General features: G+C 64.6%; 12 protein-coding genes and 1 tRNA gene. 5 read left to right on the top strand and 8 right to left on the bottom strand.

Features of this window, described 5'->3' with window-relative positions; genetic code table 11:
* Positions 1–25: 25 nt before the first annotated feature.
* The 4 genes from SAOR_RS11570 to SAOR_RS11555 all read right to left on the bottom strand — a co-directional run bounded on the left by SAOR_RS11570 (position 26) and on the right by SAOR_RS11555 (position 2,469).
* On the bottom strand, positions 26–265 hold the full coding sequence (locus SAOR_RS11570) for a hypothetical protein (RefSeq protein WP_123631555.1): 240 nt from the start codon (positions 263–265) through the stop codon (positions 26–28).
* Positions 262–468, bottom strand: coding sequence for a helix-turn-helix transcriptional regulator (locus tag SAOR_RS11565; protein WP_123631554.1), 207 nt, complete (start codon positions 466–468; stop codon positions 262–264). The genes SAOR_RS11570 and SAOR_RS11565 overlap by 4 nt, the downstream gene beginning before the upstream one ends.
* Positions 469–607: 139 nt before the next feature.
* Positions 608–1,201 carry a hypothetical protein gene (locus SAOR_RS11560; protein WP_123631553.1) on the bottom strand — a complete coding sequence of 198 codons (594 nt, stop codon included), beginning with the start codon at positions 1,199–1,201 and terminating at the stop codon, positions 608–610.
* Positions 1,201–2,469 carry a tyrosine-type recombinase/integrase gene (locus tag SAOR_RS11555; protein WP_123631552.1) on the bottom strand — a complete coding sequence of 423 codons (1,269 nt, stop codon included), beginning with the start codon at positions 2,467–2,469 and terminating at the stop codon, positions 1,201–1,203. The genes SAOR_RS11560 and SAOR_RS11555 overlap by 1 nt, the downstream gene beginning before the upstream one ends.
* A gap of 660 nt (positions 2,470–3,129) precedes the next feature.
* Here SAOR_RS11555 and SAOR_RS11550 point away from each other — a divergent pair.
* Complete coding sequence (locus SAOR_RS11550; RefSeq protein WP_123631551.1) at positions 3,130–3,837, top strand: GntR family transcriptional regulator; 708 nt, start codon at positions 3,130–3,132, stop codon at positions 3,835–3,837.
* Between the two features lie 275 nt (positions 3,838–4,112).
* Here the strand turns inward: SAOR_RS11550 and gloA are convergent, their stop codons facing one another.
* Positions 4,113–4,628 carry a lactoylglutathione lyase gene (gene gloA, locus SAOR_RS11545; RefSeq protein ID WP_123631550.1) on the bottom strand — a complete coding sequence of 172 codons (516 nt, stop codon included), beginning with the start codon at positions 4,626–4,628 and terminating at the stop codon, positions 4,113–4,115.
* On the opposite strand from gloA, the gene SAOR_RS11540 reads away from it, so the two are divergent.
* The 4 genes from SAOR_RS11540 (at position 4,627) to SAOR_RS11525 (ending at position 9,621) form a co-directional block, all read left to right on the top strand.
* Positions 4,627–5,148 (top strand): hotdog fold thioesterase, encoded by a 522-nt coding sequence (locus SAOR_RS11540; RefSeq protein ID WP_123631549.1) that lies wholly within the window; start codon positions 4,627–4,629, stop codon positions 5,146–5,148. The two genes, gloA and SAOR_RS11540, sit on opposite strands and share 2 nt — an antisense overlap.
* A 71-nt stretch (positions 5,149–5,219) precedes the next feature.
* On the top strand, positions 5,220–6,878 hold the full coding sequence (locus SAOR_RS11535; protein WP_123631548.1) for an acetolactate synthase large subunit: 1,659 nt from the start codon (positions 5,220–5,222) through the stop codon (positions 6,876–6,878).
* 34 nt (positions 6,879–6,912) lie between these two features.
* Positions 6,913–9,492 carry a sensor domain-containing phosphodiesterase gene (locus tag SAOR_RS11530; protein WP_185015659.1) on the top strand — a complete coding sequence of 860 codons (2,580 nt, stop codon included), beginning with the start codon at positions 6,913–6,915 and terminating at the stop codon, positions 9,490–9,492.
* Positions 9,493–9,534: 42 nt separating this feature from the next.
* A tRNA-Leu gene (locus SAOR_RS11525) sits at positions 9,535–9,621 on the top strand.
* Positions 9,622–9,882: 261 nt separating this feature from the next.
* Here SAOR_RS11525 and SAOR_RS11520 read toward each other — a convergent pair.
* The 3 genes from SAOR_RS11520 to bhcD form a co-directional block, all read right to left on the bottom strand.
* Positions 9,883–11,127, bottom strand: a complete 1,245-nt coding sequence (locus tag SAOR_RS11520; protein WP_123631546.1) for a urate hydroxylase PuuD — start codon at positions 11,125–11,127, stop codon at positions 9,883–9,885.
* Positions 11,128–11,459: 332 nt separating this feature from the next.
* Positions 11,460–12,881 (bottom strand): OprD family outer membrane porin, encoded by a 1,422-nt coding sequence (locus tag SAOR_RS11515; RefSeq protein ID WP_123631545.1) that lies wholly within the window; start codon positions 12,879–12,881, stop codon positions 11,460–11,462.
* A 7-nt stretch (positions 12,882–12,888) separates the two neighbouring features.
* Positions 12,889–13,860 (bottom strand): iminosuccinate reductase BhcD, encoded by a 972-nt coding sequence (gene bhcD, locus SAOR_RS11510; protein WP_123631544.1) that lies wholly within the window; start codon positions 13,858–13,860, stop codon positions 12,889–12,891.
* Positions 13,861–13,871: the final 11 nt, after the last annotated feature.

The raw sequence follows: 13,871 nt of genomic DNA, 5'->3' as shown, positions 1-13,871 counted from the left end.
CACTGCTACGCCCACAGTTAGCCGCCTAGGATTCGCTCCGGGCGGCTTTTTCTTTGGGACCGCTCAGGCAGTCCCCGAAGCTCACGACCTCGACACAACGAACACGACGACTCGGTGCATCGTGGCGTATGAAGTCGCGGGCATGGCGGGCATCGTCGGGATCATCGAACGGGCCGGCTACAAACTCGGTGACGGTCTGGCCACCGGCAAGCTCGAATCGTTCGGTAACGTAGTATTCGCTGCTCGGCTCGGGGAACTCGCTCATGCCGCGGCCTCCGTCTGCTCGGAAAGCCATTTCTCGACGGCACTGCGGTGGTAATAAACTCGCTGGCCGATTCGCGTCTGGGCCGGGCCTTTGCGCAGCCATGCCCACCGCTCTAGCGAACGCTGCGTAATGCCCAATTCTTCGGCAAGCTCTTGGCGGGTGTAGTACTCCGCCAGAAGTGCAGATTTGCTTTCTTGGTTCATCTGACTCTCTACCTCGTGAATGAGATTCGAAGCATCGCGGTCGGCAGACAAACGGTGGTGTGGTCGCGGCTGCCTAACGTCGATGCTTGAGAGTCAGTGTCGGTTTTTGGTGGCGCGAATCCTCTAGTGAGTAGTTCTACTACTTACTTTTCGTATGCTCGCAATTAACTGAGCGGTGCAAGGCGCTTTTAGAGTGGCGATAGTGTTCAGCTACAAAGTCGATCGCTTCTTCAGTAGACACGCCAAAACGCTCGACTACCGTTTCAACGAGTCGACCTCCTTCGAGCCGCTTCGCCTCACGAATCTTGTCTCGGAGCGTGTAGAAGTTTAGCCCGCGTGATTCGGCGATCATCTCCAGTGCCAAGTCCATCGAAGTACCTTTCATGCGCGCCCGCTGCTCAATTTCATCTGCAAAACCCCTGAACTCGTGAGTATCGAACTCGTGATCGCCAAATTCGCGATAACGATCGATGTCATCCCGCCACAGCTCGCATTCACGTAATAAGCGCTTTGCATAGGCCGCGCTGATTCTGGTTTTCGGACCACGCGCCCAGCCCACGCTTTTCTCGTGTGGGTCCATCACCACGTCGCACAGCATTTGTTTCGCTGGTGCCGGTGGATCGATATCGGATTGCAGAGCATTTACGACTTCTGCACGGGTCAAATTACCCTCGCGCCAGTTCTGCAATACCTCATGCCATGGCCCCCAATTTGGCAAAGATGCAATATCCATCATCGCCCCCGAAGATTGACGACGTTCGACTCTCCGCCGTTCACAGCGCCCTCGTAAGCCGCGCCGACACGCTCGGTGGCCTCTCTTAGCGGGTCATCCATCAAATGCGCATAGCGGGCCGTTGTCGCGGCCTGTGTGTGCCCCAGCAGCGCCCCAACGATCGGCAGGGATAGGCCGGCACTCACGAGCTGGCTGGCGTAGGTATGGCGAAGATCGTGCAGCCGCACGTCGGGGAGGTCGGCGAGTTTCTGTAGGCTGGCCCAAGCGTGCTTGATCTCGCCCAGCGGTTTACCGTCCTTGCCGGGAAATACATACGGTCCGGTCTGTTCGATTTCAGCCAATAGCGACAGGGCAGGCGCACTTAATGGTACGGCGTGATCTGTCTTTTGCTTGGTCGTCGCGCCCGGTTTCGTCCAGGTCTTTTTAGCGAAGTCGAATTGGTCCCATCGAGCCGCCAGCGCCTCGCCCTTACGCGCCCCGGTCAGTAGCAGGAGGCGAACGACGTTGCACGCCTGTTGCCGCTGGCGCATCGGCTTCTCGCGATGCAGGATCTTCCACGTCTGCCCGGTCTCTGCCTTTTCCTCGGCCGACGCGCGGACCTTCTGGATATAGGGGTATTCGTTCAGCGCCTTGATGAGCCGTTGCATCTCGTCGCCGCTCAGGTATCGCTTGCGTCCCGCTTCCTGATTCCGTTCGATGCCCTTGACCGGGTTATCGGCTCGGTACTGCCAGCGGATCGACAGCGAGAACATTTTCGAGAGTAGGGCAAGCACCCGGTTTGCCTGAGTCGGCGTGTCAGCACTCAGCTTGCGGTGCAGGCGATCCACATCAGTGAACGCGACGGCGGACACTTTCAGATTGCCGATTTCCGGGTTGATATGGCGGTCGATCAGAAACTTGTCACCGGCCACGCTGGAAGCCCGCTTTTTCGGCTTGGCGTGTTCGTCGAGATAGCGCGTCGACAGTTCGCTAACCGTGGGCTCGGCTCGGCGTGCATGCCTGTCCGCCATCGGGTCGCCGCCTCGGTCAACATACTTTCGCAGGTCGCCGGCTTCCTCGCGGGCAGCGGCTACGCTCCACGCCGGGTAGGTGCCGATGGTGTACCGACGTTCACGCCCTTGGCTGGCGTAGTTGAAAATGAAGCTCTTGACGCCGGCTTTCGTGACTCGAATTCCGAAGCCGGGGACTTCCGTGTCATACGTGATCTTGTACTTTCCGCTCGGCGGCTTCAGTGCCTTGACGTTCCGATCCGTGAGCTTCTGCGCCATATCCGTGTCCCTTCCGTGTCCGGCTGGTGTCCGGACACGGGCATGTATCCGGGTTCGGATAATGTCGCATAAAGTCTTATGGTCGGCAATTATTGTCGCATTAGCTCAGTGAGTTAACGGCAGACAAACGAACGGACACGGGTTTGTGCCGTACCTGTAGGTGCGACTTTTAATCTATTGGTCGATGGTTCGAATCCATCACGGCCCACCAAACACGCCAGCCTGCAGTGGCTCCGGAGCCGCATCGCCGAATCGCGTTGCGGCTTTTTTGTGTTCGGCGCTCGCGTATACGCGAGCGTGGTTCGGTCTCGCTTGTCTTGGCGGGCGTGGCGATTGGCGTGGCAGAGTGGAGGGCCGGTGTGCATCGGCGGGGCGCTGAGCGGCCCACGCCGGTATCTCGTGAGCAGCCGATTTCCAATAGTTGCTTCGCCAGACGCCGGCGGGGCGAGATCCTCAGCGATTCGGAATGGTGTCAAGGCGCCGACATTCGACGGGATAGGGCCGATGGCGGCGCGCGCGATCGCATATCCGCTATAGTCGAGCGCAGGCAAGAGGCGCGAGGAGAGCGCGATTCTGCTACAGCGCTCGCTTGGCAGGCGACGCTTTCGTCCGCGGCCCTTTGAGCGCCATGCCGGAAGCAGGTTCAGGGAGTCGGGGAGGATGAGCAACGACGAAACCGCGAGCTCGAGCGGCCGGATCGCCTCGGCCAAACACGTCTATGCCGAGATCCGGAACATGATCCTCGAGTTCGAGCTCTATCCGGGCACGCGTGTCACCGAAACCGAACTGGCCGCGCGTTTCAATGTCAGCCGCACTCCGATTCGCGAGGCGGTGCAACGGCTGGAGGCCGAAGGCTATCTGTCGATACGGCCCAAGCAGGGCTGTTTCATCCGAGACCTGGATGTCGGCCGGCTGATGCACTATTACGACGTACGTATCGCGCTGGAAATGCTGTCACTCGACAAGGCCGCCTTGTTCATGCCGGCGGCGGAGCTCGAACAACTCGCGGGGGCGTGGGATCCCCGCACGCAGCCGGGGCGATCGGACAGTTCCGAAGCCATGGAGGCGCGCGACGAGACCTTCCATCTGCGGCTGGCCGAGGGCGGCGGGAATGTCGCCCTTGGCGAGTACCTGCGTGACGTGAACAATCACATCCGCGTGATTCGGCGTCTCGATTTCACCGAGAGCAGCCGGATCGAGCAGACCTATGCGGAGCACCACGCCATCTGCCGACATTTGCTCGAGCGGGACGTGCAGGGCGCCCGACAACTCATGACCCGGCATATCCGACGAAGCGAGGAATTCGCGAAGACGTTGACGCTGACACAGCTCGCGCAGAAGCGGATCCGGTCGCGTTCGCCGCGCTGAGCCCGGCCGGGCCACATCCACACCCCAGCGGCGATACGGCTTGGTCGCAGGGACGTTCTTATTGAGTCGCGCGTGCCGAGAACAGGCTGGACCAGTGCCGACGCGCGGAGCGCGACCCGCCTGTAGTGCAGCGATGTGAGCGTTGTGTCGGCCGACTGCGAGGACGCGCCAAAGGGCGCGGCGGGTGTGATGACGACCTGGAATGAAGGCGGAAGCAGGGCCGCATCCACCCGCAGATGCGCGGGACGGATGCGGCGGCCTGCGGTCCGAGCGGTTCAACCGCGGCGGGCGACCAGTTCGATCCAGTAGCCGTCGGGATCGCGCACGAAGGCGATGTGGTTCATGCGCCCGTCCTCTGGGCGTTTCTGGAACACGACCCCGTTTTCGTCCATCCAGCGGCAGGCCGCTTCGAGATCGGGCACGGTGAAACAGATGTGGCCATAGCCCTGCGGCTCGTCGTTGCCGTTGTGGTAGCCGGCGTCCGGGTCGTCCTCTGTGCCCCAGTTGTGAGTAAGTTCGAGCACGCCCTCCCGTCCGTTGACGTACTGCGCCCGCGCGTCCTTGTCCTCGGGCACGTCGTCGTTGCCGGTACAGGCGAGGAAATAGAGCGTGAACTCGCCTTCGGGCATGTCCACCTTGCGCAGCAGTCGCATGCCGAAGACCCGGGTGTAGAAGGCCAGCGAAGCCTCCGGATCGACGATGCGGACCATCGTGTGATTAAAGATGAACCCCCGCGTGGCGTCCGGGGCCTCGGGCTCGACGCCGGGTGCGTTCTCGGTATTGAATGCCATGGGATGCAGGATCTTTGAAAGGGGTGGCGTGTACTATGCCTCAGCGGCATGCACACTTGAAGAGGGAGGCCCGGTGGCACGACGCTGGTTCGAACCCGTCGATCTGGACGAACTCAATGCGCTGAACGACCGTGACATGATCTCGCGGCTGGGTCTCGTCTATACCGCGATCGGCGACGCGCATCTGGAAGCCGAATTCACAATCGACGAACGCACGCGCCAGCCGTTCGGTCTGTTGCATGGGGGCGTATCCTGTGCGGTATCGGAGTCGATGGGCAGCATCGCGGCGAACCTGTGTGTCGACCGGAGCCGCTACGGCTGCGTCGGCGTGGAACTCAATGCCAGCCATCTGAGCGGCGCCAGCGCCGGCCGCGTGCAGGCCCGCTGTCATCCGCTTCGCGTGGGGCGTCGTATGCATGTCTGGCAGACGGATCTTTTCGACGCCGAGGGCCGACAACTCTGCGTTTCACGGCTCACGGTCGCGGTGGTGACGGCGCGCGACGGGCCGCGCAGCGACTAGAAACCGCATCGAGGCGCCAGACGCCGGGCTTTCGGCTATGCTCGGTAAGGCGCGATAACCGGGAGCAGACGTTGAAGGCATCGGATCTGTTTGTACGCTGCCTCGAAGAGGAGGGCGTGGACTACGTGTTCGGCGTGCCGGGCGAGGAGAATCTCGACCTGCTGGAGTCGCTGCGCAACAGTCGCATCCGGCTCATCGTCACGCGGCATGAACAGCATGCGGCCTTCATGGCCGCGACCTACGGCCGGCTGACCGGCCGGGCGGGCGTGTGTCTGTCGACCCTCGGGCCGGGGGCGACCAATCTCCTCACGGGCGTGGCCTTCGCGCAGCTCGGCGGCATGCCGATGCTCGCGATCACGGGCCAGAAGGCCATTCGCGACAACAAGCAGGGCAAATTCCAGCTCATCGACGTGGTCGACACCTTTCGACCGGTGACGAAATGGAACAGTTCGCTGACCGACAGCGGCGTGATTCCGCGCAGCATCCGCCACGCCTTCAAGGTCGCGGAGGCCGAGCGGCCGGGCGCGGTGCATCTGGAACTGCCCGAAGACATCGCCGGCGAGACCATCGAGCCCTCGGTGCCCCAGAAACGCGTGATGCTGCGCCGTCCCAACGCCGACGAGCAGGCGCTGGCCCAGGCGGCCGACATGATCCAGTCGGCGCAGCAGCCGCTGATCGTCTACTCCGCGGGGGCCAATCGAAAGCGCATCACCCAGCAGCTGCAGGCGCTGGTCGAAGCGACCGGACTGTTCGCGATCGGTACGCAGATGGGCAAGGGCGTGCTCGCCGACGATCATCCGCAGAGCCTGTTCTGCATGGGCATCCACAAACACGATTACGTGCACAGCGCGATCGACGAGGCCGACCTCGTGATCACGCTCGGCTACGACGTCGTGGAGTACCCGCCGGCGGTATGGAACGCCGGCATGAACAAGACGATCCTTCACATCGACTTCGTATCCGCGGATCCGGACGAATACTACAGCCCCGCGCATGAAGTCATCGGCGACATCTCGAACACGCTCAAGGCGCTGCGAACGCTGCTGGACGGCGTCCACTTCGAGCGCGAGCGCCTGGCCCGGATGCGCGCCTACATCAACGAACGCCTGCACGAATGCGAGTTCGACTACAGCCACCCGCTCAAACCGCAGCGGGTGGTCAATCAGGTGCGTCGCGTGATGGGGCGACACGACATCATCAGTCTCGATAACGGCATCTACAAGGTCTGGTTCGCCCGCATGTATCCCGCCTACGGCAATAACACCGTGTTGCTGGACAACGCTCTGGCCAGCATGGGCGCGGGGCTTGGCGCGGCCATGGCCGCACGCATGGTGCACGGCGACCGCCGCGTGCTCGCCATCTGCGGCGACGGCGGGTTCATGATGAACAGTCAGGATCTGGAGACGGCCGTACGGCTCGAGATGGATCTCGTGGTCCTGGTCCTGCGGGATGACGGGTACGGCTTCATCCGCTGGAAGCAGGCCGGCGAGGGCTTCCCCGACTTCGGCATGTCCTTCGGCAACCCCGACTTCGTCGCCTACGCCGAGGCCTACGGCGCGCACGGCATGCGGGTGACCGCCGGCACGCATCTGGCCGATGTTCTGGAAGCCGCCTTCGAGCGCGGTGGTGTCGTGCTCGTCGACTGCCCGATCGATTACAGCGCCAACCACGAACTCGACCAGGCCCACTACGTCCCCCGCGACGCCTTCGACAGCGACGGACCAAACTGATCATGGGCGTTCACCATCGCGACGATCACCGGCCATGAACGCGACGCCGGAGAATGATGGCGGTGACGATATCCGCATCGAGACGCTTGCCAGCACCCATTTCGAGGATATCGGTCGGGCCTACGCGGCCATCGCCCGCACGGCCGCAGCCGCGCTGGGCGTCGACCGGGTCTCGATATGGCTGTTCTCCGCCGATTTCCAGCGTCTGCACCGCGTTCACGACCACCGCGAGACCGGTCGCAACGATTTCGGCCTGAGCCTGGATCTGTCGCAGCGGCCGGATTACGTCGAAACGCTCGCCGCGGGCGCCTTGTTCAGCGTGGAGCAGGCCGACGAGCCGCCGCATGCAGGCGACGCGCTGACGGACTACATGGTCGCCAACGGCATTCGCTCGATGCTGGATGCGCCCATCCGCGTCGGTGACGAGCTCACCGGTGTGGTCTGTCACGAACAAGCTGAGAGACGTACCTGGAGCGGCGTCGAACGTGATCGCGCCCTGCGCATCGGCGCGATCGCGGCACGCATCATCGCCGCGGATCGCCGGCACCGCTCCGCGGCCCTGTCCCGCCAGGCGCGCCTGCTGGTGGAGGACAGTGCCGACGCGATGGCGATCGCCTCGCCCCGCGGCGCGCTCGAATATCTCAACCCGCGCGCCCGTACGCTGCTCGGCCTAGCCCCGGACGAGCCGTTGTTCGGGCTGCGCCTGGTCGATTTCCTGCAGCCGGCCAGCCGGACGCAGGGCACGCAACGAATCTATCCCGCGGCTCGCGAGAACGGCAGCTGGACGGGCCGGGTGCACCTGCGGACCCGGCAGGACAGCGCGGTCGAGGCCACCGCCACGCTCAACGTGTACCGCGGCTCCGGCGGCCACATCGAGCATCTGTTCTGTGTTCTGCGCGATATCGCCGCCGGGCGCCACCTCGACGCGCGAATCGAGGAGATGCGCCATCGTCATGCGCAGGTGCTCTCCCAGGCGGGTGAGTGCCTGATCGTGATTGATCCGGTCACGCTGGCGCTGCGCAACGCCAGCAGCGGCCTCGAGCGCGTGCTCGGCTACGACGACCAGCAGACGCGCGCGCTCTCGCTCTACGACATCTGCGCGGAGCCGGCGGCCACGCTGGAAACCTTCGTGCGCCGGGTCAAGCGCGACGAGCATCTGCTCTGCGGCGAGACCCGCGTACGTCACGCCGAGGGGCACTGGGTGGACGTTGAGATGTCGATGGTGTGGCGCGCGGCGGGCGGCCGTCGGCGCGCGTCGATCTCGGTGCAGCTGCACGACATCACCGAGCGTATCCAGCGGCGCCGCGATATCGAACGTCTGGCCTATTACGACCCGCTGACCGGGCTCGCGAACGCCAACCTCCTGCGTGAGCGGGCCGAAGGCATGCTCGCGGACTGCGTCCAGCACGGCCGCTCAGTCGGCTTTCTGCTGCTGCAGCTGGATCGCTGGCAGCGCATCCTCGACATCCAGGGCTATCAGATCGCGGAGTCGCTGATCCGCCAGGTCGGGCGCCGCCTGAAGCGGGCGTTCCGCCAGCGCGAGGTGCTGCTCGCCCGCGTGCTCGGCGGCGTCGAGTTCGGCGTGCTCTACGACGCGAGCGTGGACGATGCGCAGAATCTGGCGCGGATCGCGCACGAGGCATTCCGAGAGCCGTTTCGAGCCGATCGCGCCCATCTCCATCTATCGATACGCACGGCCAACGCCCGCGCGCCCCTGCATGCGGTCAACTTCAAGGATCTGACCAAGCGCGCCGGTATCGCCCTGCGCAACGCCTATCTTCGCAATCTTGCCCACTGCGAATATGACCCGACCCAGTCGAGCCGACTCCACGACGAGCGGCTGATCGAAGAGGATCTGCGGACCGCGATCACGACCGGCGATCTGCCGCTGCGATTCCAGCCGATCCGGTCGGTGGCGCCGGGCCGGACGTCGATCGGCGCCGAGGCGCTGATCCGGTGGCGTCATCCGCAGCTGGGCCTGCTGGCACCGCAGGATTTCGTCCCGGTCGCCGAGGAAAACCAGCTCATCATGGCGCTGGACCGCTATGTTCTGCGCTCGGCCGCGGCGAGCGCGGCGCGCTGGTACGGCGATTTCGGCACGCTGTCGGTCGCGGTCAACGTCTCCGTCGTCACGCTGTTGAGCGGCGACCTGCCGTCACTGATCGCCGAAGTGCTCGACAGCAGCGGCCTGGTGCCGGCGCGCCTGTGTCTGGAGATCACCGAAACCGCGGTCATGCACGATCATCGAACGGCGACGCGCATCCTGACCGCGATCAAGCAGCAGGGCGTACATGTCGCGCTCGATGACTTCGGCACGGGCTACTCGTCGCTGGCCTATCTGAAGGATCTGCCCATCGACACGCTCAAGATCGATCGCGACTTCGTGCGCGGCATCGGCGCGGACAGTCGCGACGAGCACACCATCGAGACCATCATCCGGCTGGGCCATGATCTGGGCATCGAGGTCCTCGCGGAAGGTGTCGAGACCCGGTTCCAGCTCGAGTGGCTGACCGCCCGCGACATCGACTATGCCCAGGGTTTCTACATCAGCATGCCGCTGACCGAGCGCTCGCTGCTGACCGGCCGTTTCAAGACGCGCCACACGCGCCACTGAGGCTGCTTGGCGACCGCGCATCGGTTACGATAGCCGCCGCACGCCGCCGTGGTGGAATGGGTAGACACGCCAGGTTTAGGTCCTGGTGGCCGAAAGGCCATGGGGGTTCAAGTCCCTCCGGCGGCACCAAATGGAATCCCGCTCGAGCCCGCAATCGGCCTAAAGCCCTTAGCCCGGGCTCCAGTCCTTTTCGGCGCTTCCGTATACCGACGAGAATTCCCGTAATGTTTCCCGTCGCCCGGGTTCATCACGTCAACGGATCACGTCATCGCACGGATCGATGATCTCGATGTCACTGGATCGCGCGCGGCCGGCGGCGAGAGTGCCCGAACCGACCGTGACAAAGGCACCGGACGGTTCGGGCATACGCCATGCCATGGCCGGAGCGCGCTACTCCGACGCGCGCCAGGCCGAGATCAGTTCGCGTTCCTCATCTGTCATCTTCGTCACGTTGCCCAGCGGCATGTTGCCGTTGCCCACGGCCTTTTTGATCTGGGACGCATGTTTCAGGATACCGCTCCTGTCTTCGAGCACGATGCCCGCCGGCGGAGCACTGAATCCGGCGTAGGAGGGCGACTCCGCGTGGCAGGCGGTGCAGCGCGTCTGAACCACCTGCTTCACCGCCTCGAACGAAGGCTCGGCCGCGTCGTCGGACGCCGTCTGCTCGCTGTTCTCGGTGCGGTCGTCTTCAGGAGCGTGCCACGAACCGGCCGGAGCGGCCAGAGCGAACGCGAGCGCGACGAGCACGACGCCCGCCACCGGGTAGAGCGGCTGCACGTGACCGGCGTGCATGGAGACGAAGAACTGCCGGATGAGCGCACCCGCCACGATGAACACGGCGATGATCACCCAGGAATAGGAATGGGTGTAGAGAAAGGCGTAGTGGTTGCTCAGCATGAGCAGAACCACCGGCAGCGTGAAATAGGTGTTGTGGACCGAGCGCTGCTTGCCGCGCTTGCCGTCGAGTGGATCGGGCGTCTCACCGGCGGTCATGGCCGCGACCATGCGACGCTGGCCGGGGATGATCCAGAAATAGACGTTGGCGGCCATCGCGGTCGCCATGACCGCGCCGACGAGTAGAAACGCGGCGCGCCCCGCGAAGATGTGCGTCGCCAGATAGGCCACGATCAGCATGAGCACGGCCACGGCGGCGCCCAGTAGCCCGTCGCGGTTCATCGTTGGACTGATGCGCTTGCAGAGTTCGTTGTAGACGACCCATCCGAGCAGCAGGAAGACGAGTGCCGCGAGGTTGGCCTGCCAGCCGCTCATCTGTGCGGCCCAGCCCCAGGCGCTGTCGCCGTTGACCAGATAGATCTCGGGCCGTGTCAGGTAGAGCAGGCCGAACAGGGCGAAACCCGACAGCCAGGTGGTATACGCCTTCAGATAGGACCAGTGCAGCTCGTCCGGCAGCTTCGCCGGTGCCGTGGCGTATTTCTGGTTGTGGTAAAAGCCGCCGCCGTGCACGGCCCACATCTCGCCGAAGACGCCTCGGTGCCGGTCGTCCGCGGCGGCCGGTTTCTTCAGGCCGTTGTCCAGCATGACGAAATAGAAGGACTCGCCGATCCACGCGATCGCGGCGATCACGTGAAGCCAGCGCAGCAGCATGTTTCCGAATTCGATCAGATACGCGTCCATGACATCTCTTTCTGATGCCGCGGCACGGTGATCGCCCGGATCGGGATGCCGCGGCAATTGTTGGTTGGTTTCAACTTGGAGAAAGACCGGGTCGACCGGGGGTCGATCCGGTGGCCTGGCTGCGTCACCGCGTACCGCTCGTGGTGCGACTTACGTGCCAGTTGGATGGGTCGGATCCCGGCCCGGCGTCCTTGCACCGGTACCGTTTCGGGATACTAAATGGTCTTTGGTTTGGATACAAACCGGCCGAATTGTTGTTGGAACCTTACGACTGGGACCGTTCGGCACAGGGGCCGGCATCCGCCTGAGCCGGCAACCGCGCCGCCGTTTGGTCAGAACGAGTAGCTCAGTTTCAGCCGGTTTTCCCAGAAGTCGTGTGGCTGCCCGGGCTGGCTCTGGTAGGCCATGAAGTCGGCGATGCTGAGCCCCGAAAGCGCACCGTCGAACTGGTAGATGCCGTAGATCAGATACTCGGACTGATCGATCGAACCGGCGCCCGCGGCCGGCGTGAGATCCATGTACGAGTAGCGCGCGCCGAGTACGGTATCGGCCAGCGGCGCTCCCTTTATTTCGGCGGCGTAGGCGTCACCCGAGCCGAGATCCTGCGTGCTGGTCAGAAACGGCTGGGCGAACAGCGGGCCGGAGGCTTCGTTATGCGCGTAGGGCGTCACCAGCGCACCGTTGAGATAGGTATCCGGTTCGCTGGGGATCGCGTCGTAGTTCAGGGTCGCAGTCAGCGAGCCGTGTTCGACGCCGAGCTGGGCGCCGTAGGTGTGATGATCGACCTCGCCGACCAGGGCGCGCCCGTCCTCGGTCTCGCGGATGTACTGGAGACCGAGAAACGGGCGCCAGTCACCCTCGGCTTCGGCGATCCGGCCTTCGGTGTAGAACATGCGGGCGTAGTCCTTGTACTCGAAGTACCAGGCCTGCCCGGCGAACTCGGCGGGCCCCGCCGTCACGGTGTCGCCCGCACCCACGGCCCAGAAGCCGTCGGTGTGGGCGTCGGTGTTCGGTGCGAAGGGTTCGAACTCGCGGTTGTAGTTGGTGGTCCTGTCGAAGGACTCGCTGATCCGGGACTTGTAGCGAAACATGCGCATCGCGGTCAGAAACCGTGTGTCATCGCCCCAGCGCGCGGACACGCCCTGATAGAGCTGGGGAATGATCCGGTAATCGTAGGTCGCCGTGAACGGCGCATCAAGGGCCTGGTTGCCGGCGCGGACACGAAAGTCACGGCCCCGCCACTGAACATAGGCTTCGCCCAGCGTCGACAGATCCGGCCCGAGGTCGCGGTTGCGCTCCGCGGGGTCGCCGGCGTGGTCGATGCCGCGCTGAGCATAGGCGCTCACACGCAGGGAAAAGCCGTGTAGCGACGCGCTGGTGAATCCCAGGTGGCCGCCGACCGTGGCGGTGTTCCGGTCCACGTCCTCGGCGAAGAAGGCGTTGCGATTGGTGAAGTAAAGCAGGCGAAGTTCGCCGTCAAAATCCCCCTGCGTGAACATCTTGCGCAGCGACTGCGGATCGTCGGTGTGCTCGGTCGAGGCCTCTTTCGCCGGCGCCGTCTCGTCGGCTCTCGCATTCTGTGCGGGCTTGTCGGCCCGCGTCGAGTTGGCGGCCTCCGCCGCATGCGCCGCGCCGAGCGTGCCCGTCGCGGTCAGGAGCGCGAGCGTATACGCCAGCTCGCGCAGCGGCACGCCGGCGTTGCATCGGGCTCGATCGCCGTTGCGGCGATACACGGGTGTTCGTTCAAGAATCATGGCGCCCTCAATGGCCGAAATGAATGTGCTGGCCGCGGCCCGCCTCGAGGGCCCGTGCCGCGACGCGTCGGGCCACCGAAAGGTCCTGCAGACCGACGCCCGTGCCGTCGAATACGGTGATGTCGCCGGCGGCCGTCCGGCCCGCGCACTGGCCGGTGACCACGTCGCCCAACGCCTGGATGCGCTCCACGTCAAGCTGGCCGGCATCCACCGCGTGCTGGCATTCACCCAGGCCTACCGCCTGGGCGGCCTCGTCGGTGAAGACCTGCGCCTGCTGGAGGATCAGCGGATCGATCTCCTGCTTGCCCGCCGTGTCGGTGCCCATGCAGGCCAGGTGCGTGCCCGGGCCGACATGCTCGGCCATCAGCAGCGGCTCGTGACACGATGTGATGGTCACGATCACGTCCGCCTCGTGGCCGAGGCGATGCAGCGGCGGTGTCTCGAAGGCCAGGCCGAGCGCCTCGGCGGCTGCGGCCAGCTCGGTGAGCCGGCCCGGGGTGCGATTCCAGGCCACAACCCGCTCGAAACGGCGCTGGGCCGCGGCCGCGCGCAGTTGATAGACGGCCTGATGGCCGGCCCCCACGATGCCGAGGGTGTCGGCGTCCGTCCGGGCCAGGTGCCGTATGGACACGGCGCAGGCGGCGGCGGTGCGCATCGCGGTCAGATGGTTGCCCGACACCATCGCGGTCGGGCGGCCGGTATCCGGATCGAAGAGAAACACGCTCGACTGGTGGTTGGTCAGCCCGTGTTCGGCGTTGTGCGGCCAGTAGCCGCCGGCCTTGAGTCCGAGCGTCGCGCCCGCGCTGTCGAACCCGGACTTGAAGCCGTAGAGCGCGTCCGCATGGCCCAGCGCCTCCCGCACCACGGGGAAGTTGCGCGCCTGGCCACGCGCCATGGCGGCGAACGTCTCCTCGACGGCGTGAAACGCCTCTTGTGCATCCAGCAGATGGCCGGCGGTCTGTTCATCGATGATCAGCATGATCTACGGCT

The organism is Salinisphaera orenii subsp. orenii MK-B5 (genome assembly GCF_003788635.1).
GTDB classification, from domain to species: Bacteria; Pseudomonadota; Gammaproteobacteria; order Nevskiales; family Salinisphaeraceae; genus Salinisphaera; species Salinisphaera orenii.
The sequence above is the reverse complement of the archived record's forward strand: the minus strand, read 5'-3'. Positions and strand labels throughout refer to the sequence as shown.